We start from the raw sequence: 24949 nt of genomic DNA, 5'->3' as shown, positions 1-24949 counted from the left end.
TTTTTGTTGCTGTTTATGACGTCTTCGCCGGCAAGCCGGCTCCTACAGGTTGGTGTCGATCACGCGGCCTGTGTAGGAGCCGGCTTGCCGGCGAAGCTTTTAAAGCGCCAACGGCGCTCGCTCGCACAAGGCGCTCAACGCCCGCGCCCACTGCGGATCATCATTGAGACACGGCACCAGCACCAACTCCTCCCCCCCCGCCTCGCGGAATTGCTCCTTGCCGCGATCGCCGATCTCTTCCAGCGTCTCTATGCAATCGGCGACAAACGCCGGACACATCACCAACACTTTCTTCACGCCCATTCCAGCCAACTCATCAAGGCGCGCTTCGGTGTAGGGTTCAATCCATTTGGCCCGGCCCAGACGCGACTGAAACGATACCGACCACTTGCCGTCCGGCAAGCCCATGCGCTTGGCAAACTCCGCCGCCGTGCGCAGGCACTGACCGCGATAACAGGTCGCGACCACTTCCGGTGGCGCACCGGCGCAGCAATCGCCGCCGCCCTCAAAGCTGTGGCCGGGGTTGAGTTTCTTCAAGTGCCGCTCGGGCAAGCCATGGAAGCTCAACAACAAGTGATCGAAATCCTGCTGCAGGTGAGGCCTGGCACTGGCGACCAGCGCGTCAAGGTATTCCGGCTGGTCGTAGAACGGCTGAAGTATCGAGAACTGCACATCGAGGTTGTGCTCTCGCACGACCCGTTTGGCTTCTTCGATCACCGTAGTCACCGTGCTGTCGGCGAACTGCGGGTACAGGGGCGCCAAGGTGATACGTTTGATCCCCTGCCCCGCCATGCGCACCAGCGTCGACTCGATCGACGGCTCGCCGTAGCGCATCGCCAGTTCCACCGGGCCGTGGGTCCATTGCGCGGTCATGGCCTGTTGCAGGCGACGGCTGAGCACCACCAGCGGCGAGCCCTCCTCCCACCAGATCGAGGCATAGGCGTGGGCCGACTGCTCCGGGCGCTTGAACAGGATCAGCGACACCAGCAACCGTCGCACCGGCCATGGCAAGTCGATCACATAGGGGTCCATCAGAAATTGATTGAGGTAACTGCGCACATCTGCCACCGAGGTGGAGGCAGGCGAGCCCAGGTTGACCAGAAGCAATGCGTGATCGGTCATGCAACGTCCTATTTCAGAGGCGGCTGGACAGATCGTCCAGAGCCGCACGCAAATCATTGAACCGAAAGGTGAATCCCGCTTCCAGCAAGCGCGCCGGTACAGCCTTCTGGCCGCCCAGCAACAGCAACGACAACTCGCCCAGACACACTTTTAAAGCCAGGGCCGGCATCGGCATGAACGTCGGGCGATGCAACACGTCGCCCAGCGCCTTGGCAAACTCGCGATTACGCACCGGCTGGGGCGCGCAGGCATTATAAGGACCGCTGGCATCTTTACGATGCAGAAGAAAATCAATCAGGGCGACTTGATCGTTGATATGGATCCACGGCATCCACTGTCGACCGTTGCCGATCGGTCCGCCCAGCCCCAGTTTGAACGGCAGCAGCAGCCGCGACAAAAAGCCGCCCTCGGCCGACAACACCAGCCCGGTACGAATAAGGATCACCCGAATGCCCAAGGCTTCGGCACGCTGCGCGGTCTCCTCCCAGGCGATGCACAACTGGCTGGCGAAATCATCGATGACCGGGGGCGATTGCTCAGTCAATTCCCGTTCGCCACCGTCGCCGTACCAGCCAATGGCGGAGCCCGAGATCAATACCTGCGGTTTCTGCTCGCGGCTTTCGAGCCAGGCCAGCAGGGTTTCGGTCAACGTGATTCGGCTGCTCCAGAGCAGCGCCTTGCGCTTGGAGGTCCATGGTCGGTCGGCTATCGGGGCACCCGCCAGATTGATAATGGCATCGACGGTTTCCTGCCCGAGGTCTTCGAGCAGTGCGACGCCGCGCACCTGTGTCCCGCAAATTGTTGCGACTTTTTCCGGCGTGCGACTCAACACAGTCAGACGATGCCCCTGACTCAACCAGTGTCGGCAGAGTTGACGGCCTATCAAACCAGTACCGCCGGTCAGCAATATGTGCATGACTACTTCCTCGCGTGGCGTTTAACCCTGATCACTAGTCTATTTTTATAAGCAGGGATCTTTGGTATCGGGCAGGCTCTGTGTTTAACAATAGGCCAAGCCGTCAGAACGAGAACGCTAAAAGTTATACCAAAAAACAATATTGTACAGGTTCAAACCCCGGCGTAGTCTGTACAGAAAGGTAAACGAGGCCCCTATGACTGTACCTATCGCAATCATCGGCACCGGCATCGCCGGCCTATCCGCCGCCCAGGCCCTTACGGAGGCCGGGCATGTCGTTCAACTTTTCGATAAAAGCCGCGGCAGTGGCGGACGCATGTCGAGCAAGCGCAGCGATGCGGGGGCTCTGGACTTGGGCGCGCAATATTTCACCGCGCGCGATCGCCGCTTCGTCACGGAAGTCCAGCGTTGGCAAGCCAACGGCTGGGTCGCCGAGTGGACGCCGCAGCTCTACACCTACCACGGTGGCCAGCTCAACCTGTCGCCGGACGAACAGACCCGCTGGGTCGGTACGCCACGCATGAGCGCCATCACCCGCGGCCTGCTTGGCGATCTGCAAGTGCAGTTCGCCTGTCGGATCACCGAGGTCTATCGAGGTGAGGAGCACTGGCATCTGCAGGATGCCGAAGGCTTCACCCATGGCCCCTTCGGCCATGTGGTGATCGCCACGCCAGCGCCGCAGGCCACCGCGCTGCTGGCCTCCGCGCCGAAGCTCGCCGGGGCGGCTGCCGGGGTGAAAATGGACCCGACCTGGGCTGTCGCACTGGCCTTCGAAACGCCACTGGATACACCCATGGAAGGCTGTTTCGTGCAGGACAGCCCACTCGACTGGCTGGCCCGCAACCGCAGTAAACCCGGGCGCGACAACACCCTGGACACCTGGGTATTGCATGCCACCAGTGCCTGGAGCCGGCAGCATATCGACCTGTCCAAGGAAGCGGTCATCGAACAGTTGCATGGCGCCTTCGCTGAACTGCTGCACGACGCCATGCCCGCTCCAACCTTCAGCCTTGCCCATCGCTGGCTCTACGCCCGCCCCGCCACCAGCCATGAATGGGCTGTGCTGGCCGATGCCGATCTGGGTCTCTATGTGTGCGGCGACTGGTGCCTGTCCGGGCGTGTCGAAGGTGCGTGGCTCAGCGGTCAGGAAGCTGCCCGCCGCTTGCATGCGCATTTGCAGTAATCGCTTTTGATTCCCCTGTAGGAGCTGGCTTGCCAGCGAAGGCGGCGGAACGGTCAACATCATTGTCGAAGCTGAAATCGCCTTCGCTGGCAAGCCAGCTCCTACGAAAGGCCACCTGCCGCAGGGGAATGTGTCCGCAGGTATTGGGTTACCGCAAAAACCTATACAAATAATTTGACTTGTACACCTTTGAATCTATGATCAAGTAATGTTGTACAGAACAAAAACTCTGTACAGGTCTGGATTCGAGGTGCCCCGATGCCCCATCCCACCGTGAAACCGAAAATCGCCATCAGCGCCTGCCTGCTGGGTGCCGAGGTGCGCTTCAACGGCGGGCACAAGCAATCGCGGCTGTGCAGCCACACCCTCACCGACTACTTCGATTTCGTCCCGGTGTGTCCAGAAGTTGCCATCGGCCTTGGCATTCCTCGCGAGCCTATTCGCCTGGTGGGTAACCCCGAACAACCCGAGGCCATCGGCACAGTCGATCCCGCTATCAATGTCACTCGGCCACTGGCTGAATATGGCCAGAAAATGGCGGCCGAGCTCAGCGATATCTGCGGCTACATCTTTATGCAGAAATCCCCCTCATGCGGACTGGAACGGGTCAAGGTCTACCACTTCAACGGGGCGCCGGTGGACGGCGGCGGTCGCGGCATCTACGCCAGGGCTTTTTGTGCCCTGCATCCGGATTTGCCGGTGGAAGAAGACGGTCGACTCAAGGATCCGGTGCTGCGGGAAAACTTCCTGACCCGCGTATTCGCCTACAGCGCCTGGGACCAGTTGCGGCAAGCAGGCCTGACCCGCCGCGGCCTCATGGACTTTCACTCGCGCTACAAATACCTGCTGATGGCCCACAACCCGGTGCACTACAAAACCCTGGGCAATCTGCTGGGCAATATGGGCCGCAGCGATCCCGGCGAACTGGGTCCACGCTATTTCAGCGAACTGATGGCCGCCCTGAAGAAATGCGCCACGCGCCGCACCCACACCAATGTCCTGCAGCACCTCAGTGGTTACCTGAAACAGGTGATCAGCGCTGAAGACAAGCAGGAAGTGCAGCACGTCATCGGCCAGTATCGCCTAGGCATCGTGCCGCTGGTGGTCCCGCTGACCCTGCTCAAACATTATTTTCGCCAGCACCCGGATCCATACATCGCGCAGCAGGTTTACCTGCAGCCGCACCCGGAAAATCTCAGCCTGCGAAACGCGATCTAATGAAAACCCCACTCGACACCAGCGCCAGCGCAGACATGGGTGGCGACTTAGCAAAGGCCCTCGGTGAAGGCTGGGTGCCCATTCGTGAGGTGGCCCGCCAGACCGGCGTCAACGCCGTGACCCTGCGCGCCTGGGAACGGCGTTATGGCCTGATCGTGCCGCAACGCACCCCCAAGGGTCATCGGCTGTTTGGCGCCGAACATGTTCAACGCATCCTGACGATTCTTACCTGGCTCGATCGCGGCGTTGCCGTCAGCCAGGTCAAGCAACTGCTCGACACCCCGCAGGCCTTGCTCGAATCGGTCGAAAACGAGTGGCATGTGCAGCGCCACACCCTGCTGCACGCAGTGACTCAACTGAACGAACGTAACCTCGATGACACCGTCAACCAGGTCATGGCGCTGTATCCGCCGCGAATTGTGTGCGAACAACTGCTGATGCCGTTGCTGGCGGAACTGGAACAACGCTGGCAAGGCCAGTTCGGCGCACAGATGGAGCGGGTGTTTTTCTTTTCCTGGCTACGCAGCAAATTCGGCGCTCGCATCTACCATAACAACCGCCAGTTGCGCAGCGCACCGCTGCTGTTGATCAATCACTCGGACCTGCCGCTGGAACCTCACCTGTGGCTCACCGCCTGGTTGATCAGCAGCGCCGATTGCCCGGTGGAGGTGTTCGATTGGCCACTCCCCGCCGGCGAACTCGCGCTGGCGGTCGATCACCTGAAAGCACGAGGCGTACTGCTGTATTCAAGTAAAACCATGAACCTTTCACAACTGACGAAACTTTTGAATGGCGTCAGTTGCCCAAAAATGATTGCAGGCTCCACGGTGTGCATCCATCACAGCGAGTTGTCCGCAAAAGCCGCCGAGACTGCAGATGTGTTCCTGGCCAAAGATCCGTTATCGGCTCACCAGGATCTGGTCCAGCGTGGGCTCATTTAAATGTTATCCATGGACACCAGCATGCAATTGATCTGGCTGCGCAGCGACTTGCGCCTGCATGACAACACCGCCCTCTCGGCCGCCGCAGGGCGGGGTTCGAGCGTGGCGGTGTTTCTGCTGAGCCCGGAACAATGGCGGGAACACGACGATGCGCCGTGCAAAGTGGATTTCTGGCGACGCAACCTGAGCGAGTTAAGCCGCGCCCTGAACGAACTGAACATTCCCTTGCTGATCCGCCAGGCACCACGCTGGGATGACGCTCCGAATGTTTTGCTCGAGCTGTGTCAGCAGTTGGCGATTGATGCGGTACACGTCAACGAGGAATACGGCCTTCATGAAACCCGACGGGACCTGGCGGTGGCTGAGGCGCTGAAAACCAGGGGTATCGAGTTTCACAGCTATCTCGACCAGCTGTTGTTCAAGCCCGGCAGCGTCCTGACCAGAACCGGCACTTATTTCAAGGTGTTCAGCCAATTCCGCAAGGTGTGCCATGAGCGCCTGCATCATGCGCTTCCGAGCCTGGTGAACGCCCCAAGGGCGCAAGCAACTTTGAGCATCAAACCGGACAAGATCCCCGCAAACATCGAGGGCTTCGAGACGCCCGGCGACAGCTTGCGCGCCCTCTGGCCGGCCGGAGAACGCGAAGCCCGGCGCCGCCTCGACACCTTCACCGACGCACAGATCGACTATTACGAAAGCGAGCGGGACTTCCCGGGCAAGCCCGGCACCAGTCAGCTTTCGGCCTATCTCGCTGCCGGTGTGATATCCCCTCGCCAATGCCTGCATGCGGCCCTGCAAAGCAATCGGGGTGAGTTTGACAGCGGCAACGTGGGCGCCGTGACCTGGATCAACGAATTGTTGTGGCGCGAGTTTTATAAACACATTCTGGTGGGCTACCCACGGGTGTCCCGTCACCGCGCCTTCCGCCCGGAAACCGAGGCCCTGGCCTGGCGCGATGCGCCGGAAGAACTCCTGGCCTGGCAGCAAGCCCGCACCGGCCTGCCCATCATCGATGCGGCCATGCGCCAATTGCTTGAAACCGGCTGGATGCACAATCGTCTGCGGATGGTAGTGGCGATGTTTCTGACCAAGAACCTGCTGATCGACTGGCGCGAAGGCGAACGCTTTTTCATGCGCCACCTCATCGATGGCGATCTTGCGGCAAATAACGGCGGCTGGCAGTGGAGTTCATCCACCGGCACCGATTCGGCCCCCTATTTCCGGATTTTCAACCCGTTGAGCCAGTCGGTAAAATTCGACGCCGAGGGTGTATTCATCAAGCACTGGCTGCCGGAACTGGCCGGACTGAGCAAAAAAGAAGTGCACAACCCGGCAAACCTCGGCGGGCTGTTTGGTGTGGCAGGTTATCCGTCGCCAATCGTCAATCTTGGTGAGTCCCGCACGCGAGCGCTAGTGGCGTTCAAGAATCTACCGTCGCGGCAGAACGCAGGAGGCGGGGATGAGTGATCTCCTGCGCGAGAAAGTACATTGGCACCGGATTACTTCGATGCCCGGGCATTATTTTATGAACATCTACCCGTATTGGGCCAGGCGTGTGCCTGGCTGCAAAGGAGCATGGGATGAGCGTTACACTTGCACGACGCTATTGGCTGACCGGCGCCAGCAACGGAATTGGCGCGGCATTGGCCGAGGAAATACTGAAAACCGGCGCCCACCTGGCGGTCAGTTCACGTTCGGCGGCATCATTGCAGGTCTTGTCCAAGCGCTATCCAGGGCAGGTGATGGTGGTGGCCGGCGACCTGACCAACAGCCAGACCGTGCGTGAAATCAGCGAGCGGATTGCCCAGGAGTGGGGCTCGCTGGATTCGGTAATCCTTAATGCCGGCACATGCGAATATGTCGACGCCAGGCAGTTGGATGCGTCAATCATTGAGCATGTCGTACGCACCAACCTGCTCGCCAGCAGTTATTGCATCGAAGCTGCCGTGCCCTTGCTCCGGGCCGGGACTGCGCCGCACCTGGTGGGGATGGCCAGTCCGGCAACCTATCTGCCGCTGCCCCGGGCCGAAGCCTGTGGCACTTCGAAAGCCGGCCTGCGTTACTTGTTCGAATCGTTGCGCCTCGATCTGGCCGCGGACGGCATCGCAGTCACCATGGTCAGTCCTGGCTTCGTCGACACACCGCCGGCCGCGAACAACGACGTGCCGATCCCCCTCTCCTGGCCTGTGGATAAAGCCGCTCGGCATGTCTTCGACGAACTCAGGCGCCGCCCTCCGGAGATCACACTGCCTGCGCTGTTCATGGCCGCCCTCTGGCCACTGTCGAAGCTGCCCGACAGCGAAAAACTGGCGATCGGGGAACCCATGATCCGTAGCCAGCCGCCAAACAAGGATCAGCCGTAAAAATCGTCATCATCGGCAGCGGCATGACGGGGCAGCCAGGCGTCCGTCAGGCCTTTCACACAGCACCGTCCCGCTGCCTTACACTGCGCCCCATGAAGACCATCCCCCACACACAAATCGCCGAACCCGCGATCACTTGCTCGACCTGCGCAGCCTGCTGCTGCCAGCTCGAAGTGATGCTGATCACCGACACTGGCGTGCCCGAGCGATTTATCGATACCGATGACTGGGGTGGGGAAGTCATGCTGCGTCTGGATGACGGCTGGTGCGCCGCGCTGGATCGCAACACCATGATGTGCACCATCTATGAAAAACGCCCGTTGATCTGCCGGGAGTTCGAGATGGGGGCGCCAGAATGCATCGAAGAACGCCAGGGGATAACCACGGCGTATCGTTGAATTAAAAAATCACCAAAGATTCTATGTGGGAGCGAACCTGCTCGCTCCCACAGGTACCCACAGTAAAAAGCACCGAGGGCTACAGCGGCATCGTGTAGTGCAACGCGTAGCTTTCTACACCGTTGTTTGGACTGCTGATCCCGGCATTGGAGTAGTGCGTCGCACGAATCCCGACTTCATGTCCGCCCGCAAAGCGCAGACCAAAGCCGAACCGGTCTTCAAACTGGAACGCACTGCCGAGCTGGTTGTTTTCGACTTCGGTATTGGCAAACGCCGCTACGCCAACGCCCAATTCCACGTACGGCTTGACGTTCTGTCCGGCAAACTCGTAGACCAGCACCGGCGAGAACGACAGGCTGTGGTTGCTGGAACTCTTGTCGCCTTCCCAATAGGTATAGGCACCACTCCAGTAACCGGTCAAACGACCGACGTCACTTTGCAGCCAGCTCTTGTCCCAATCGAATTGCATGCCCAGTCGATAGGTCATGGTCGACTCGCTGGTCTGGCCGACCGCGAACTCCACGCCTGCCGCCTGAGCGGTAAAACTGTGCCCCATCAGTGCGGCCGCAATCGCGGCCAAGCAGAATAGTCGCTTCATTAGAAACATCCTTTTCCGAACGAGTATCGTGTGGTTTTTTTGTGGCGCTAAATAGCACTAAAACTATAGAAGTCGACGCTTAATCAGAAGTTCAGCCCGATTACTCGTTTTCCCCAAGATTTATCTACTGCTTGAAGCTTTGCACAACACCCGAGGTATGCCACAGAATCGGCAAGATATTTCTGAAATGCTCCGGATCCGCACTCGTCCAGAACTGCGCCGCACGGGCAGCCCCGTCGGCCAGCAGTTCCCGCTCGGTCAACAGACGCTGTAGTTGCCGTGCCACCGCGGCACCGGTGTCGATCAAACTGATGTCCTCAGGGATCATCTGCTTTAGCAACGGCTTTAGGAAGGGATAATGCGTGCAGCCGAGAATTATCGTGTCGCAGCCGGCGGCAAGCAGCGGCCCGACATACCTGGCAAGCAATTCACGCAAGGCGGGGCTGTGCAGATCACCGTTTTCAATCAGCTCCACGAGCCCGGGACACGGCTGGGTGATCACCCGCACATCCGTGGCGAAGCGATCGAGTAACGCGGCAAACTTGGCACTCTGCAAGGTGCCGGTGGTGGCCAGCACACCCACCACACCACTGCGGGTGGCCGCAGCGGCGGGCTTGACCGCCGGCTCCATGCCGACAATCGGCCACTGGGGATAGTCGCGCCGCAAATCCGCAACACCGGCGACCGTGGCGGTGTTGCACGCCAGCACCAGGGCCTTGGCACCCTGCTGCTGAAAAAATTCGGCCATGACACTGCAACGGTGACGGATGAATTCCGGGGTTTTTTCGCCGTAGGGCACATTCCCGCAATCGGCAACGTACAGCAGTGACTCATTGGGCAGTAAACGCTGGATCTCGGCCAGCACCGAAAGCCCTCCGACGCCGGAGTCGAACACGCCGATGGGCGCTTCACGCATGGGCAGTACCACAGACGCTGCAACCTGGATCACGCTTGACCCGCAGTTCACGGAAGCGCGTGCCCAAGGCATCGATCAACAACAGACGCCCCACCAGCGGCTCGCCGAAACCCACCAAGAGTTTCATGGCTTCCAGCGCCTGGAGGCTACCCACCAGCCCAACCAGAGGCCCGACTACGCCGGCTTCGCTGCACGTCAGTTCGGCTTCGCTGCCGTGCCCGTACAAGCAGTGGTAACACGGACTGTCCGGACGGCGTGGGTCGAACACCGACAATTGCCCTTCGAGGCGAATCGCCGCGCCGCTGACCAACGGCTTGCGCGCAGCCACACAGGCAGCATTGACCGCTTCACGGGTGGAAAAATTATCCGAGCAGTCCAACACCAGATCCACGGCGCCCACGGCGGCGGCCAGGGAATCTTCGTCCAGCGCCGCGCGATGGGCCATCAACTGTATCTCGGGGTTGATCGCGCCTAGACGGCGGATGGCCGAATCGACCTTGCTGACCCCGACGCTATCCGTGTCGTGGATGATCTGGCGTTGCAGGTTGGTCAGGTCGACGCTGTCGAAGTCGGCCAGGTGCAGTTCACCGACCCCGGCCGCGGCCAGGTACAGCGCCACCGGAGAGCCAAGACCGCCAAGACCGACGATCAATACGCGGCTGTCCTTGAGTCGCAACTGACCGTCGATGTCGACGTGTTGCAACAGAATCTGCCGGCTATAGCGCAACAATTCCTGATCATTCAGCATGGCAGGCACCCCAGACTGATACGTTCGTGACCGCCCAGGTCGGTGCGGCTGTGGACCTGTTCAAAGCCGCGGGCCAGCAGTAAATCGCGCACCGCAGCGGCTTGATCATAACCATGTTCGAGCATCAGCCAGCCACCCGGCTCAAGGTAATCCGGCGCTTGGGCGACGATCAGACGCAGATCGTCGAGCCCGTCGACACCGGCCACCAGGGCACTGGCCGGTTCGAAGCGAACGTCGCCCTCGACCAGGTGCGGATCGGCGGACGCGATGTAGGGCGGGTTACTGATGATCAGTTGAAAGCGCTGGCCCTGCAGCGCGCTGAACCAATGACTACTAAGGACCGTGGCGTTGTTCAGGTGCAGGCGCTGCCGATTGCGCTCGGCCAGGGCCACGGCTTCGAGCACGCGATCCACGGCGGTGACCTTCCAGGCCGGACGTTCGCTGGCCAGGGCCAGGGCAATGGCGCCGCTGCCGGTGCCCAGGTCGAGAACCCTGGCAGGGCTCGCCGGCAGCAATTCCAGTGCGGCTTCCACCAGCAGCTCGGTGTCCGGGCGCGGGATCAGCGTGTGCGGCGCCACTTCCAGATCGAGCTTCCAGAACCCTTGCTGACCAAGAATGTACGCCACCGGCTCTCCGCCACGACGGCGCTGCAAAAACCCGGCAAACGTCAATGCGGCGTCGCTCGGGACGATACGTTCGGGCCAGGTATGCAGGAAACTGCGGGATTTGCCCAAGGCAGCGGCCAGCAGCAATTCGGCATCCAGACGCGCCGTGGGCGAATCGGGCAATTCGGCGGCGCGCAACAAGCTGGCAATGATCGTCATTTACTCACCTATGGCCGCCAGTTGATCGGCCTGGTACTCGGCCAGCAACGGCTCGATCACCGCATCGACACCACCCGCGAGGATTTCGTCGAGTGAGTACAACGTCAGGTTGACCCGATGGTCAGTCACCCGGCCTTGGGCAAAGTTGTAGGTGCGGATCCGCTCGGAGCGATCGCCCGACCCCACCAGCAATTTGCGCTCGCTGGCAATGGCATTGGCGGCGGCGCTGGTCTGCTGGTCGTTGAGCTTGGCCGACAGCCAGGACATCGCCCGGGCGCGGTTCTTGTGCTGGGAACGCTCTTCCTGGCACTCGACGACGATGCCGGACGGCAAGTGGGTGATGCGGATCGCCGAATCGGTCTTGTTGACGTGCTGACCGCCGGCACCCGAGGACTTGTAGGTATCGATCCGCAAATCGGACGGGTTGATCTCGATCGCTTCCTGCTCGTCCGGTTCGGGCAATACCGCCACAGTGCAGGCCGAGGTGTGGATACGCCCCTGGGATTCAGTGGCCGGAACCCGCTGCACACGGTGTGCACCGGATTCGAATTTCAACTTGCCGTAGACGTTGTCGCCTTCCACCCGGGCGATGACTTCCTTGAAGCCGCCGTGTTCGCCGATGTTCTCCGAGAGAATTTCCACCCGCCAGCCACGCCGTTCGGCGTAACGCGAATACATGCGGAACAGGTCGCCGGAGAAAATCGCCGCTTCGTCACCGCCGGTGCCGGCGCGGATTTCGAGGAACACGTTACGGCCGTCGTTCGGATCCTTGGGAAGCAGCATGCGCTGCAGGCTGGCTTCGATTTCGATCAATTGCTCTTTGGTTTCGCGGACTTCTTCCACGGCCATTTCGCGCATGTCCGGGTCGCTGTCCTTGAGCAGTGCCTGGGCGCCTTCGAGGTCGCCTTGCACTTTGAGCAACTGTTTATAGGTTTCGACAATCGGCTCGATTTCCGCGTATTCCTTGGAATAGGTGCGGAATTTGGTCTGATCGGAAATGACCTCGCCATCGCCAAGCAAGGCGGTCAATTCCTCGAAACGGTCCTGGAGGATGTCCAGCTTATTGAGCAGTGACGCTTTCATTGCGGTTTCTTATCCGAAAAGCTATCCGATGAGCCCTCACCGAGGGCAAAGAGTTCCTGGGCCATGGCCAGCGCATCGAGGCGGCCTTCGGCAGAGAGCTTTTTCAATTGCACGCTCGGGGCATGCAAGAGTTTGTTGGTCAGGCCTCGCGCCAATTGCACCAGCACGTCTTCGGCGCTGCTGCCGTTGGCCAGCATGCGCTGGGCCTTGAGCAATTCTTCGTCGCGCAGGCGCTCGCTTTGTTGCCGATAGGCCTTGAGCACATCCACCGCCGCCAGTTCGCGCAGGCGGACCATGAAGTCTTCGGCACCGATCGAGACCATCTCTTCCGCCGCCTGGGCTGCACCCTGACGGCTCTTGAGGTTTTCGGCGACCACTTCGTGGAGATCGTCGACGCTATACAGGTAAACGTCGTCCAGTTCACCGACTTCCGGCTCGATATCTCGCGGTACGGCGATGTCCACCATGAAGATCGGCTTGTGCTTGCGCAGCTTCAAGGCACTTTCTACCGCCCCCTTGCCCAGGATCGGCAACTGGCTGGCGGTGGAACTGATGACGATGTCGCTGCGCACCAGTTCGGCCGGGATATCCGAGAGCAACACGGCGTGGGCGCCGAACTGCTCGGCCAGGATGCTCGCGCGCTCCAGCGTCCGGTTGGCGACCACGATGCGCTTGACCCCCAACTCATGCAAATGGCGGGCGACCAGGGTAATGGTCTCGCCGGCGCCAATCAGCAAGGCCTGGCTGCGTTGCAAGTCGCTGAAAATCTGTTTGGCCAGGCTGACCGCGGCAAACGCCACGGACACCGGGTTCTCACCGATGGCGGTGTCGGTGCGCACTTGCTTGGCCGCATTGAACGTGGCCTGGAACAGCCGCCCGAGCAGTGGACCGATGGTCCCGGCCTCGCGAGCGACAGCGTAGGCCGATTTCATCTGACCGAGAATCTGCGGTTCGCCCAACACCAGCGAATCGAGCCCGGAGGCCACCCGCATCATGTGACGAACTGCCGCATCATCTTCGTGCACATAAGCGCTCGCGCGCAGCTCTTCGAGGCTCAAATGGTGATAATCGGCCAGCCAGCGCAACACGATGTCAGCCGAAAGGTGATCCTGTTCTATATAGAGCTCACTGCGATTGCAGGTGGAGAGGATCGCAGCTTCGCGGCTGTCGGTGAGTCGGCAGAGCTGCTGCAAGGCCTCCACCAGCTGCTCAGGGGTAAAGGCCACGCGCTCGCGGACGTCTACTGACGCAGTCTTGTGGTTGATACCGAGTGCAAGGAAGGCCATTCAAGGTCGCTGATGGTGACGTGAAGCCGGCAATTGTCCTACTTCGACACAACGAGAACAACTATTCGATCTCTATTGGTCTGGCAGGGGCTAGCCAGGGCTGCGAGCGCTTCTCGTTTACAGACGTCCGCTGCCTCGCCGCCGCCCCCCCTGTAGGAGCTGGCTTGCCAGCGAAGGCGTCTTCAAAGGCGCTGCAAGACTGGAGGCCGTCTTCGCTGGCAAGCCAGCTCCTACAGGGGATCGGGTGCACACGGGACCGGTGTACAGGGGAAAATGGGCGGTCGGTTATGTTTGACCGAAGGCTTGTGTCATGATGATCCGACCGCAGGTTAGTCGTCCTCTTCCTATATGAATAGATCTTCCGCGTTGCTCCTCGCTCTTGTCTTCCTCAGCGGCTGCCAGGCTTTGGCACCCGTTTCGCCGGACGGTACGCCGCCGGTCGAAGACAGCACTCCGGCCCCTGAAAAGCCCAAGGTTTACAGCTCATTCAGCGAAGATACCGTCTTCAGCCTGTTGAGCGCCGAACTGGCTGGCCAGCGCAATCGCTTCGACATTGCACTGGACAACTACGTGACCCAGGCGATCAACACCCAGGATCCGGGCATTTCCGAGCGGGCATTTCGTATCGCCGAGTATCTGGGCGCCGATCAGGCCGCGCTGGACACCGCGCTGATCTGGGCAAAAAACGCCCCTGACGACCTCGAGGCGCAACGGGCCGCTGCGGTGCAGCTGGCTCGCGCCGGGCGCTATGACGATTCGATGGCCTATATGGAGAAAGTCCTGCAGGGCAAGGGCGACACGCATTTCGACTTCCTCGCCCTGTCCGCGGCCGATACCGACCAGGACACGCGCAACGGCTTGATGAAAAGCTTTGACCGTCTGCTGCAGCGCCACCCGAACAACAGCCAGCTGATTTTCGGCAAGGCCTTGCTGTTGCAACAGGACGGTGACGCCAAGGGCGCGCTGGGCCTGCTGGAGGACAATCCACCGGACGAGGGCGAAATAGCCCCGATCCTGCTGCGCGCACGCCTGCTGCAATCGCTCGAACGTGGCGATGAAGCCTTGCCGCTGCTGAAAAAAAGCATCAAGCAGTACCCGGACGACAAACGCCTGCGCCTGACTTACGCGCGCATGCTGGTCGAACAGGACCGCATGGCCGATGCCAAGGTCGAGTTCTCGAGCCTGGTTCAGCAGTACCCGGAAGACGACGAACTGCGGTATTCGCTGGCGCTGGTGTGCCTGGAAGCCAAGGCCTGGGACGAGGCCAAGGGTTACCTGGAAGACCTGATCGCCCGGGACAGCCATGTCGATTCGGCTCACTTGAACCTCGGCCGTATCGCGGAAGAGCGCAACGACCCCCAAGGGGCATTGATCGAGTACGCCCAGGTCAAGCCGGGTAACGATTATTTGCCGGCACAATTGCGCCAGACCGATATCCTGATCAATAACGGCAGGACCGCCGAAGCCCAACGCCGTTTGGCGGCAGAGCGCGACGAACAGCCCGACTACGTGATTCAGTTGTATTTGATCGAAGCCGAAACCCTGGCGGCCAACAAACAGGGGGACAAGGCCTGGAAAGTTTTGCAACAAGCCTTGCAGCAATACCCGGACGACTTGAACCTGCTGTACACCCGCGCCATGCAAGCGGAAAAACGCAATGACCTGGCGCAGATGGAAAAAGACCTGCGGCTGATCATCAAGCGCGACCCGGACAATGCGATGGCGCTGAACGCCCTCGGCTATACCCTGTCCGACCGTACGACGCGTTACGCCGAAGCCAAGGCCCTGATCGAACAAGCGCACCAGATCAATCCGGAAGACCCGGCGGTGCTCGACAGCCTCGGCTGGGTGAATTACCGCCTGGGCAATCTCGATGAGGCCGAACGTTACTTGCGCCTGGCCCTGGAGCGCTTCCCCGATCAGGAAGTCGCCGCTCACCTGGGCGAGGTCCTGTGGGCCAACGGCAAACAACGCGAAGCCAAGCAAATCTGGGGCAAGTTCCTCAAGGAGCAGCCCGACAGCCCTACCCTGCGCAGCACCATCAAGCGCTTGACCGGATCAGAGACTCTTTAAATTTATGTTCATGCGCCACCTCATCGTTTTCAGCTTCATCGCCCTGCTCGCCGGTTGCGCGGGCTTCGGTGCCCGCGAATCGGTCCAGGGCCAAGGCAACCCGGCCCAGTGGCGCGAGTACAAGCAGCAGCTTACGGGGCTTGATGGCTGGCAGATCAACGGCAAGATCGGCATCCGCGCCCCTAAAGATTCCGGCAGCGGCACCTTGTTCTGGCTGCAGCGCCAGGATTACTACGACATCCGCCTTTCCGGCCCCCTGGGTCGCGGCGCGGCTCGCTTGACCGGTCGCCCCGGCAAAGTCTCACTGGAAGTCGCCAACCAGGGCCGTTATGACGCGACGTCTCCGGAAGCGCTGCTCGAAGAACAACTCGGCTGGAAGTTGCCGGTGTCCAATCTGGCCTGGTGGGTGCGCGGGCTTCCGGCCCCGGACAGCAAAAGTCGCCTGACCCTGGACACCGACAGTCGCCTGGCCAATCTCGAACAGGATGGCTGGCAGGTGGAGTACCTCAGTTACGCCGAGCAAAACGGCTATTGGCTGCCCGAGCGCATCAAGCTGCATGGCACCGACCTTGACGTCACGCTGGTGATCAAGGAATGGCAACCGCGCAAGATGGGGCAATGACCATGACCGCCCCTCGCTTGACGCTGCCCTCGCCGGCCAAACTCAATCTGATGCTGCATATTCTTGGTCGTCGTGAAGACGGTTACCACGAGTTGCAGACCATTTTTCAGTTTCTCGATTACGGCGATGAAATCACCTTTGCCGTGCGCGACGATGGCGTGATTCGCCTGCACACCGAATTCGATGGCGTTCCTCACGACAGCAATCTGATTGTTCGGGCGGCAAAAAAACTTCAGGAGCAATCGGGTTGTTCGCTCGGCATCGACATCTGGATCGAAAAAATTCTGCCCATGGGCGGTGGCATCGGTGGCGGCAGCTCCAATGCCGCGACGACTTTGCTTGGCCTGAATCATCTCTGGCAACTGGGCTGGGATGAAGATCGGCTGGCCGCTTTGGGCCTGACGCTTGGCGCGGACGTCCCGGTTTTCGTGCGTGGCCACGCGGCTTTTGCCGAAGGCGTAGGGGAAAAACTGACCCCTGTAACCCCTGAAGAACCGTGGTATCTCGTGCTTGTGCCGCAAGTATCTGTAAGTACAGCAGAAATTTTTTCAGATCCGTTGTTGACACGTAACTCTTCTCCCATTAAAGTGCGCCCCGTTCCCAAGGGAAACAGTCGAAATGACTGCTTACCGGTGGTAGCAAGGCGTTATCCAGATGTACGTAACGCATTGGATTTGTTAGGTAAATTTACCGAAGCAAAACTCACCGGAACTGGAAGTTGTGTGTTTGGGGGCTTCCCAAGCAAAGCTGAAGCTGATAAAGTCTCGGCCCTTCTTACAGAGACCCTTACAGGGTTTGTAGCAAAGGGAAGCAACATTTCGATGTTGCATCGCAAGCTGCAAAGTCTGCTCTAAAGGAACCGAGTACTGGGTACTCGTTGCAACAGATACAGGGGCGTCGCCAAGCGGTAAGGCAGCAGGTTTTGATCCTGCCATGCGTTGGTTCGAATCCAGCCGCCCCTGCCATTTTCTATACTCATCCAGGTTACCCTCAGCCTCTAGGTACTGCGCGTGTCCAAGATGATGGTCTTTACGGGGAATGCTAACCCCGATCTGGCTCGGCGTGTCGTACGTCAGCTGCATATCCCTCTCGGTGACATCTCTGTCGGTAAATTCTCCGACGGCGAAATTACAGCCGAGATCAATGAAAACGTCCGCGGTAAAGATGTCTTCATTATTCAGCCGACTTGCGCTCCGACCAACGATAACCTGATGGAACTGGTAGTGATGGCCGATGCCTTCCGCCGCTCCTCGGCTACTCGTATCACTGCTGTAATTCCTTACTTTGGTTATGCCCGTCAGGATCGCCGTCCGCGTTCCGCACGTGTGGCTATCAGCGCGAAAGTCGTTGCTGACATGCTCACCGTAGTCGGCATCGACCGTGTTCTCACGGTTGATCTGCATGCTGACCAAATCCAGGGTTTCTTCGACATTCCGGTAGATAACATCTACGGCTCCCCAGTATTGGTGGATGACATTGAAGATCAGCGCTTCGAAAACCTGATGATCGTTTCCCCGGACATTGGCGGCGTCGTGCGTGCACGTGCTGTTGCCAAATCCCTGGGCGTGGATCTCGGGATCATCGACAAACGCCGTGAGAAAGCCAATCACTCTGAAGTGATGCATATCATCGGTGATGTCGAAGGGCGTACCTGTATTCTGGTCGATGACATGGTCGATACCGCCGGCACTCTGTGCCACGCGGCCAAGGCCCTGAAAGAGCATGGCGCTGCCAAGGTTTTCGCCTACTGCACACACCCTGTGCTGTCCGGTCGGGCGATCGAAAACATCGAAAATTCAATGCTGGACGAACTGGTGGTGACTAACACCATTCCGTTGTCCGCTGCTGCTCAAGCCTGCTCGCGTATCCGTCAACTGGATATCGCGCCGGTAGTTGCCGAAGCGGTTCGCCGCATCAGCAACGAAGAATCGATCAGCGCGATGTTCCGTTAAGGGCCCAGCCCTTCTCGAATATCTCGTTGACGAAAAGCGCCCCGCCCCGGCATTCCTGTCGGGGCGGGGCTTTTTTGCCCATATCGCCTTTAGCGCTGGTCGCAAACGCTGGGGCGAATGTGGTTATTTTGGAGATACAACATGAACGAATTTACTCTGAATGCTGAAGTGCGTTCCGACCTGGGGAAAGGTGCGAGCCGCCGCCTGCGTCGTCTCGCAAGCCTGGTACCAGCTGTAGTTTACGGTGGCGAAAAAGCCCCTGAATCCATCAGCATGCTGGCTAAAGAAGTTGCCAAACTGCTCGAAAACGAAGCGGCTTACAGCCACATCATCGAGCTGAACGTTGGCGGCACCAAGCAAAACGTAATCATCAAAGCCCTGCAGCGTCACCCGGCCAAAGGCCACGTGCTGCACGCTGACTTCGTACGCGTTGTAGCCGGCCAGAAACTGACCGCTATCGTGCCTGTACACTTCGTCGGCGAAGAAGCTCCGATCAAGAAAGGCGGCGAAATTTCGCACGTTGTTTCGGAAATCGAAGTGACCTGCCTGCCGAAGGACCTGCCTGAATTCATCGAAGTCGACCTGGCTGACGCCGAAATCGGCTCGATCATTCACCTGTCCGACCTCAAAGCCCCTAAAGGCGTTGAGTTTGTTGCTCTGGCACACGGTGACGACAAGGCTGTTGCCAACGTTCACGCTCCACGTGTTGCTCCAGAAGCTACCGAAGAAGGCGCTGCAGAGTAATTCACTCTGTGATGCCGGAGTGATCAAGTAACATCGCGGACTGGAACGTAGCGAGAAAGCGGGCGAGAACGCGGAGTTTACATAATGGTAAATGAGCACTTGTCGTCAACTTTCGCCGCACACACTGGTCGCGGCGATGTTATCCACCACTCCAAGGAAGGGCCCCTATCGTGACTGCCATCAAACTGATCGTTGGCTTGGGAAATCCAGGCGCTGAATACGAACAGACCCGGCATAACGCAGGGGCCCTTTTTGTTGAGCGCATCGCGAACGCACAGGGTGTAAACCTCGTGGCGGATCGCAAGTATTTCGGCCTGACCGGGCGCTATTCGCATCAGGGTCAGGATGTTCGTCTGCTGATTCCCACCACGTACATGAACCGCAGCGGCCAGGCCGTAGCGGCACTCGCCGGTTTCTTCCGCATCAAGCCTGAAGAAATCCTCGTGGCGCACGACGAACTCGACCTGCCTCCGGGCGTTGCCAAGCTCAAACAGGGCGGCGGCCATGGCGGTCACAACGGGTTGCGCGACATCATCGCGCAACTGGGCAATCAGAATACCTTTCACCGCTTGCGGCTTGGCATTGGCCACCCGGGCGTTGCCAGTATGGTTTCAAATTTCGTCCTGGGTCGTGCGCCACGCGCCGAACAGGAAAAACTCGATGCCAGCATCGATTTTGCCCTCGGCGTGCTGCCGGATATCCTCGCCGGGGAATGGAACCGTGCGATGAAAAACCTGCACAGCCAGAAGGCCTGACTCTACTCCTCGGGGAAAACACCATGGGATTCAATTGCGGCATCGTCGGCCTGCCTAACGTCGGCAAGTCCACCCTGTTCAACGCCCTGACCAAATCCGGGATCGCGGCCGAGAACTTCCCCTTCTGCACCATCGAACCGAACACCGGTATCGTGCCGATGCCGGATCCGCGCCTGGAAGCCTTGGCGGCCATCGTCAATCCCAAGCGCATCCTGCCGACCACCATGGAATTCGTCGACATCGCAGGCCTGGTGGCTGGCGCCTCGAAAGGTGAAGGCCTGGGCAACAAGTTCCTGGCCAACATCCGTGAAACCGATGCCATCGCCCACGTGGTCCGCTGCTTCGAAGACGAGAACGTGATCCACGTCTCCAACAGCGTCGACCCCAAGCGCGACATCGAGATCATCGACCTGGAACTGATCTTCGCCGACCTCGACAGCTGCGAGAAGCAACTGCAGAAAGTCGCCCGCAACGCCAAGGGTGGTGACAAGGACGCCGTGGTCCAGAAAGGCCTGCTGGAGCAATTGATCGCTCACTTCACTCTCGGCAAGCCTGCGCGCACCCTGATGAAGACCATGGGCGCCGACGACAAAGCGGTGATTCGTGGTTTCCACCTGCTGACCACCAAGCCGGTCATGTACATCGCCAACGTCGCCGAAGACGGTTTCGAGAACAACCCGCTGCTGGACATCGTCAAAGCCATCGCCGAAGAAGAAGGCGCCATGGTGGTGCCGGTCTGCAACAAGATCGAAGCCGAAATCGCCGAACTGGAAGACGGCGAAGAGAAAGACATGTTCCTCGAAGCCCTGGGCCTCGAAGAGCCTGGCCTGAACCGCGTAATCCGCGCCGGCTACGAAATGCTGCACCTGCAGACCTACTTCACCGCCGGTGTCGAAGAAGTACGCGCCTGGACCGTCCGCGTCGGTGCTACCGCACCCCAAGCCGCTGGCGTGATCCACACCGACTTCGAAAAAGGCTTCATCCGCGCCGAAGTCATCGCCTATGACGACTTCATCCAGTACAAGGGCGAAGCAGGCACCAAGGAGGCCGGTAAATGGCGTCTGGAAGGCAAGGATTACATCGTTAAAGACGGCGATGTGATGCACTTCCGTTTCAACGTGTAAAGCACCTGCCAAAGAAAAAGCCGCGTTCGATACGCGGCTTTTTTGTACCTGGAATCCGGGCAACATCACCGACCTGTAGGAGCGAGGCTTGCCCGCGAAGCTTTTAGCGTCAGTGATGACGCCTTCGCGGGCAAGCCTCGCTCCTACAGGTCACGCGGGGTCAGGTTTTTTTGGTTCTCGGCAGGAAGATCGCCAACACGCCAAACAACGGCAGGAACGAACACAGGAAGTACACGTACTCGATGCCGTGAACATCCGCCAGATGCCCCAGCAACGCCGCGCCAATCCCGCCAAAACCGAACATCAAGCCGAAGAACACCCCGGCAATCATCCCGACATTGCCCGGCACCAGCTCCTGGGCATACACCACGATGGCCGAGAACGCCGAAGCGAGGATGAAGCCGATCACCACGCTGAGAATGCTGGTCCAGAACAGATCGACGTGAGGCAGGATCAAGGTGAACGGTGCCACGCCAAGAATCGAAAACCAGATCACTGCCTTACGCCCGATCTTGTCGCCGATCGGCCCGCCGAAGAAGGTCCCCGCCGCCACCGCTCCGAGAAACAGGAACAGATGCAGCTGTGAACTGGCCACCGACAGGTCAAATTTCTCTATCAGGTAAAAGGTGAAGTAGCTGGTCAAACTGGACATGTAGAAATACTTGGAGAACACCAGCAACCCCAGCACCACCAAAGCACTGATCACCCGGTTTTTCGACAGGCCGTGCGTCGCCGCCTGACCCTGCTTGAGCTTGAACAGATTCAAGTGATTGGCGTACCAGCGACTGATCCGGTAGAGCACGAACAGCGCAAATACCGCGAACAATCCAAACCAGGCCACATGGCCTTGGCCGAAGGGGATGATGATCGCTGCCGCAAGCAACGGCCCGAAGGCCGACCCGGCATTGCCACCGACCTGGAAGGTCGATTGCGCCAGGCCGAAACGCCCGCCCGAAGCCAGGCGCGCCACGCGAGACGCCTCCGGGTGAAAGGTCGAGGAGCCGATGCCGATCAGCCCGGCCGCCAGCAGGATCAACGGGAAGGTACCGACCACGGACATCATCAGAATGCCGATCAGCGTGCACACCGTCCCCGCCGGCAGCAGCCAGGGCTTGGGATGGCGATCGGTGTGGTAGCCGACCCACGGCTGCAGCAGCGAGGCTGTCAATTGAAAGGTCAGGGTGATCAGGCCGACCTGGGTGAAGGTCAGGCCATAATTGGCCTTGAGCATCGGGTAAATCGACGGCAGCACCGACTGGATCAGGTCGTTGATCAAATGCGCCAGGGCCACGGCGCCAATGATGCGCATGACCAAAGGGCTGCTTTGTGAAGTCGCGGATGCCGGCTGGGCGCCGGTCTGGACATTGCTGATAGCCATGAGAATTTCCGTACAGCGGATGGGTGCACACAGGCAGGTGCGTCAATGTGCCATTTTTCAGTGCCGCAGCGCCATCCCCTTAGCCTGCTAACGACATCGCTACGCTTGCTCGAAGGCGCCCGGGCCGTAAACCAGGCAGCGGGCACCCTGAGCCAGGGCAGCAAGGCCGTGAGCGCGAATACGGGAGATTTCAGCTCGATTGATGCCCTCCCCCAACCCGATTTTTCGGCCCAGAGGGATAAGCGGTTGAAAGCGCAGAGAAATATTTTATATTTCCGCTTGACGCATTATCGTTTGCGGTGAATAATGCGCGCCACTTGGCTACATAGCTCAGTTGGTTAGAGCATAGCATTCATAATGCTGGGGTCCGGGGTTCAAGTCCCTGTGTAGCCACCAAGTACTAAAAACGGCTTACCGAAAGGTAGGCCGTTTTTTTATGCCCTGTAGAAACCGGCTTGCCGGCGAAAGGGCCCCAACAGACAACACACAACTTGAGTCGAACCTCGACACCTGCCACAAACGCATCGCCGCCAACGCACTTTCAACCCGTCCCCAAATCCCCACGTACGCAACTAAACCATTGCCTGCCAGTCGTTATCGGCGCGTCTTCGCCGTAGATGGGGGTTTGCGTCGCTCCCTGTCTGCCGATAAAGTCCCCGGATCTTTTCCCACGGACGGAGTGCCCCGCGTGTTCTCAGCCTTTGACTTGAGCCGCTATCGCCTGTCAGCGCTGTCGCTGATTGCCACCGCTTCGATCCTTGCCGCCTGCAATGCCCCGCCCACCTCCACTTTACCGATCGCACCGGAATCCGCCTCGGGCTATCGCACCGACTTGCAAACCCGGCACGCCTCGAAACACATGGCGGCAGCAGCCAATCCCCTGGCGGCCGCAGCAGGGCGGGAGATGCTGCGCCGGGGCGGTTCGGCGATCGATGCGGCCATTGCGATGCAAGCCGTGCTGACGCTGGTCGAGCCGCAATCCTCGGGCATCGGCGGCGGTGCATTGATCGTGCTCTGGGACGGCAAGACCGTGCGCACTTACGACGGCCGCGAAACCGCACCGGCCGGCACCACCGAGAAACTTTTCCTACAGGCCGACGGCCAACCTATGCCGTTCACCCAGGCCCAGATCGGTGGCCGTTCCGTGGGCACGCCAGGCGTATTGCGCGCGCTGGAACTGGCCCATCACAAACACGGCCGCCTGCCATGGGCCCAGCTGTTCAAGCCGGCGATCGAACTGGCCGAGCAAGGCTTTGCCATCTCGCCGCGCCTGCATCGATTGATCGCCTCGGATTCATCCATCCGACGCTCGCCGCAAATGGCAGCGTATTTTCTGAACGTCGACGGCAGCCCGAAAGCCGCTGGCACGCTATTGAAAAACCCGGCGCTGGCCGCCGTGTATGAACGCATCGCCAAGGAAGGACCCGATGCGTTCTACAAAGGCGCTGTCGCGCAAGAGATCGTCGCCAGGGTTCAGGGTCACGCCAACCCCGGCAGCCTGTCGCTGAACGATCTTCAAGGTTACAGCGCCAAGGAACGCGCACCACTGTGCACCGACTACAAACGCTGGCAAGTCTGCGGCATGCCGCCGCCGTCGTCGGGCGGGATCGCCGTGGCACAGATCCTCGGCACCTTGCAGGCACTGGAGAGCCGCGATGCGCGCTTTGCGTTGGCGCCACTGAAGCCGCTCAAGACTGACAAGCCTGCGGGCCTTGAGCCCGCCCCTGAAGCCGTACACCTGATCGCCGAAGCCGAGCGCCTGGCCTACGCCGACCGCGCGTTGTATCTGGCCGATACAGACTTCGTGCCCGTCCCCGTCAAAGGCCTGATAGACCCGGCCTACCTGGCCAGCCGCGCCGCCCTGATCGGTGACCGCAGCATGGGCATGGCCAAACCCGGCACGCCGCCAGGCATTAAGGTCGCCTATGCACCCGACCGCTCGCCGCTGCGCATCTCCACCTCGCAAGTGGTGGCGGTCGATGACCTGGGCGGTGCGGTGTCGATGACCACCACCGTCGAATCCGCCTTCGGTTCGCACCTGATGGTTCAGGGCTTCCTGCTCAATAACCAGATGACTGACTTCTCGTTCATCCCCGAAGAAAACGGGCAGAAGGTCGCCAACCGCGTCGAGCCCGGCAAGCGCCCGCGCTCATCCATGGCACCGACCTTGATCTTCGACCGTCAGAGCGGCGAATTCCTCGCCACCCTCGGCTCCCCTGGCGGCTCGCAGATCATTGAATACGTCGCCAAATCCACCATCGGCCTGCTCGACTGGAACCTGGACCCGCAAACCGCCATCGCCCTGCCCAACTTCGGCAGCCGCAATGGCCCGACGGAACTGGAACGCGGGCAGTTCAGCGCCGGGCTGATTCAGACATTGAAGGACAAAGGGCACAGCGTGACCGAGATCGACATGACCAGCGGGACCCAGGCGATTGTTCGGGTCAAGGATGCGCAGGGAACAGCAGCATTGGCAGGTGGGGCGGATCCGCGGCGTGAGGGGGAAGCGTTGGGGGATTGAGTCGTACGCTGGAACGAGAAAGGGCTTACCGGGAAGTAGGCCCTTTTTTATGGAGACCAGATCCCAATCCCTCAGCTCACGCAGCCTTTTCCTACTCCCAAAGGAATACATTTTCGGTAGATTTGAGGATTAATTTTTTCGACTTTGCACTAACCCTGCTTTTTTATCGAGCCAGCTCTCGGCA

The 24949-nt window shown here is 59.8% G+C and carries 23 protein-coding genes and 2 tRNA genes; 16 read left to right on the top strand and 9 right to left on the bottom strand.

Annotated elements, in window-relative coordinates; translation table 11 throughout:
• Window positions 1-99: 99 nt before the first annotated feature.
• On the bottom strand, window positions 100-1122 hold the full coding sequence (gene hemH, locus F8N96_RS07745) for a ferrochelatase (RefSeq protein WP_150797315.1): 1023 nt from the start codon (window positions 1120-1122) through the stop codon (window positions 100-102).
• A 13-nt stretch (window positions 1123-1135) separates the two neighbouring features.
• On the bottom strand, window positions 1136-2038 hold the full coding sequence (locus tag F8N96_RS07740; RefSeq protein WP_150797314.1) for a TIGR01777 family oxidoreductase: 903 nt from the start codon (window positions 2036-2038) through the stop codon (window positions 1136-1138).
• A 196-nt stretch (window positions 2039-2234) separates the two neighbouring features.
• Here F8N96_RS07740 and F8N96_RS07735 point away from each other — a divergent pair, with 196 nt between their 5' ends.
• The 6 genes from F8N96_RS07735 to F8N96_RS07705 all read left to right on the top strand — a co-directional run bounded on the left by F8N96_RS07735 (window position 2235) and on the right by F8N96_RS07705 (window position 8141).
• The gene (locus tag F8N96_RS07735) at window positions 2235-3221 is read left to right on the top strand and encodes an NAD(P)/FAD-dependent oxidoreductase (protein ID WP_150797313.1); all 987 of its coding nucleotides are present in this window, start codon (window positions 2235-2237) and stop codon (window positions 3219-3221) included.
• Window positions 3222-3479: 258 nt separating this feature from the next.
• The gene (locus F8N96_RS07730; protein WP_150797312.1) at window positions 3480-4439 is read left to right on the top strand and encodes a YbgA family protein; all 960 of its coding nucleotides are present in this window, start codon (window positions 3480-3482) and stop codon (window positions 4437-4439) included.
• Complete coding sequence (locus F8N96_RS07725) at window positions 4439-5380, top strand: MerR family transcriptional regulator (protein WP_150797311.1); 942 nt, start codon at window positions 4439-4441, stop codon at window positions 5378-5380. The genes F8N96_RS07730 and F8N96_RS07725 overlap by 1 nt, the downstream gene beginning before the upstream one ends.
• Before the next feature lie 21 nt (window positions 5381-5401).
• A complete protein-coding gene (gene phrB / locus F8N96_RS07720) occupies window positions 5402-6847 on the top strand; it encodes a deoxyribodipyrimidine photo-lyase (protein ID WP_150797310.1) in 1446 nt (481 codons plus the stop codon).
• 113 nt (window positions 6848-6960) lie between these two features.
• The gene (locus F8N96_RS07710; protein WP_150797308.1) at window positions 6961-7743 is read left to right on the top strand and encodes an SDR family NAD(P)-dependent oxidoreductase; all 783 of its coding nucleotides are present in this window, start codon (window positions 6961-6963) and stop codon (window positions 7741-7743) included.
• Between the two features lie 92 nt (window positions 7744-7835).
• Entirely contained in the window at window positions 7836-8141 is a 306-nt protein-coding gene (locus tag F8N96_RS07705; RefSeq protein ID WP_150768103.1) for a YkgJ family cysteine cluster protein, read from the top strand.
• 79 nt (window positions 8142-8220) lie between these two features.
• Here F8N96_RS07705 and F8N96_RS07700 read toward each other — a convergent pair whose 3' ends face one another.
• The 6 genes from F8N96_RS07700 to hemA all read right to left on the bottom strand — a co-directional run bounded on the left by F8N96_RS07700 (window position 8221) and on the right by hemA (window position 13596).
• Entirely contained in the window at window positions 8221-8739 is a 519-nt protein-coding gene (locus F8N96_RS07700; RefSeq protein WP_150797307.1) for an acyloxyacyl hydrolase, read from the bottom strand.
• Window positions 8740-8863: 124 nt separating this feature from the next.
• Window positions 8864-9655: a glutamate racemase gene (gene murI, locus F8N96_RS07695; RefSeq protein ID WP_150797306.1), complete on the bottom strand. Its 792-nt coding sequence runs from the start codon at window positions 9653-9655 to the stop codon at window positions 8864-8866.
• Entirely contained in the window at window positions 9648-10403 is a 756-nt protein-coding gene (locus F8N96_RS07690) for a molybdopterin-synthase adenylyltransferase MoeB (RefSeq protein ID WP_150797305.1), read from the bottom strand. The genes murI and F8N96_RS07690 overlap by 8 nt, the downstream gene beginning before the upstream one ends.
• The gene (gene prmC / locus F8N96_RS07685) at window positions 10397-11227 is read right to left on the bottom strand and encodes a peptide chain release factor N(5)-glutamine methyltransferase (protein WP_150797304.1); all 831 of its coding nucleotides are present in this window, start codon (window positions 11225-11227) and stop codon (window positions 10397-10399) included. Before prmC ends, F8N96_RS07690 begins: the two co-directional genes overlap by 7 nt.
• Window positions 11228-12310 carry a peptide chain release factor 1 gene (gene prfA / locus F8N96_RS07680; RefSeq protein ID WP_150797303.1) on the bottom strand — a complete coding sequence of 361 codons (1083 nt, stop codon included), beginning with the start codon at window positions 12308-12310 and terminating at the stop codon, window positions 11228-11230.
• Window positions 12307-13596 (bottom strand): glutamyl-tRNA reductase, encoded by a 1290-nt coding sequence (hemA, locus tag F8N96_RS07675; RefSeq protein ID WP_150797302.1) that lies wholly within the window; start codon window positions 13594-13596, stop codon window positions 12307-12309. Before hemA ends, prfA begins: the two co-directional genes overlap by 4 nt.
• 348 nt (window positions 13597-13944) lie before the next feature.
• Here hemA and F8N96_RS07670 point away from each other — a divergent pair, with 348 nt between their 5' ends.
• The 8 genes from F8N96_RS07670 to ychF all read left to right on the top strand — a co-directional run bounded on the left by F8N96_RS07670 (window position 13945) and on the right by ychF (window position 20866).
• Complete coding sequence (locus F8N96_RS07670) at window positions 13945-15669, top strand: tetratricopeptide repeat protein (RefSeq protein ID WP_150797301.1); 1725 nt, start codon at window positions 13945-13947, stop codon at window positions 15667-15669.
• 4 nt (window positions 15670-15673) lie between these two features.
• Window positions 15674-16291 (top strand): lipoprotein insertase outer membrane protein LolB, encoded by a 618-nt coding sequence (lolB, locus tag F8N96_RS07665; protein ID WP_150797300.1) that lies wholly within the window; start codon window positions 15674-15676, stop codon window positions 16289-16291.
• Between the two features lie 2 nt (window positions 16292-16293).
• Window positions 16294-17145, top strand: coding sequence for a 4-(cytidine 5'-diphospho)-2-C-methyl-D-erythritol kinase (gene ispE, locus F8N96_RS07660; RefSeq protein WP_150797611.1), 852 nt, complete (start codon window positions 16294-16296; stop codon window positions 17143-17145).
• A gap of 36 nt (window positions 17146-17181) precedes the next feature.
• Window positions 17182-17256: transfer RNA gene (locus F8N96_RS07655), tRNA-Gln, on the top strand.
• A gap of 45 nt (window positions 17257-17301) precedes the next feature.
• Window positions 17302-18243 (top strand): ribose-phosphate pyrophosphokinase, encoded by a 942-nt coding sequence (locus F8N96_RS07650; RefSeq protein WP_003208392.1) that lies wholly within the window; start codon window positions 17302-17304, stop codon window positions 18241-18243.
• Window positions 18244-18384: 141 nt separating this feature from the next.
• Window positions 18385-18987: a 50S ribosomal protein L25/general stress protein Ctc gene (locus tag F8N96_RS07645; RefSeq protein ID WP_150797610.1), complete on the top strand. Its 603-nt coding sequence runs from the start codon at window positions 18385-18387 to the stop codon at window positions 18985-18987.
• Window positions 18988-19157: 170 nt separating this feature from the next.
• The gene (pth, locus tag F8N96_RS07640; protein WP_046030136.1) at window positions 19158-19742 is read left to right on the top strand and encodes an aminoacyl-tRNA hydrolase; all 585 of its coding nucleotides are present in this window, start codon (window positions 19158-19160) and stop codon (window positions 19740-19742) included.
• Window positions 19743-19765: 23 nt separating this feature from the next.
• The gene (ychF, locus tag F8N96_RS07635) at window positions 19766-20866 is read left to right on the top strand and encodes a redox-regulated ATPase YchF (RefSeq protein WP_008153431.1); all 1101 of its coding nucleotides are present in this window, start codon (window positions 19766-19768) and stop codon (window positions 20864-20866) included.
• 160 nt (window positions 20867-21026) lie between these two features.
• Here ychF and F8N96_RS07630 read toward each other — a convergent pair whose 3' ends face one another.
• Entirely contained in the window at window positions 21027-22244 is a 1218-nt protein-coding gene (locus F8N96_RS07630) for an MFS transporter (protein ID WP_150797299.1), read from the bottom strand.
• A gap of 319 nt (window positions 22245-22563) precedes the next feature.
• On the opposite strand from F8N96_RS07630, the gene F8N96_RS07625 reads away from it, so the two are divergent.
• Both F8N96_RS07625 and ggt read left to right on the top strand, forming a co-directional pair.
• Window positions 22564-22640, top strand: a tRNA-Met gene (locus F8N96_RS07625).
• 292 nt (window positions 22641-22932) lie between these two features.
• Window positions 22933-24765, top strand: a complete 1833-nt coding sequence (gene ggt / locus F8N96_RS07620) for a gamma-glutamyltransferase (RefSeq protein WP_150797298.1) — start codon at window positions 22933-22935, stop codon at window positions 24763-24765.
• Window positions 24766-24949: the final 184 nt, after the last annotated feature.

The organism is Pseudomonas fluorescens (genome assembly GCF_902497855.1).
GTDB lineage: Bacteria > Pseudomonadota > Gammaproteobacteria > Pseudomonadales > Pseudomonadaceae > Aquipseudomonas > Aquipseudomonas fluorescens_BI.
Note: the sequence above shows the minus strand (reverse complement) of the source record. Positions and strands in the feature narration are given on the sequence as shown.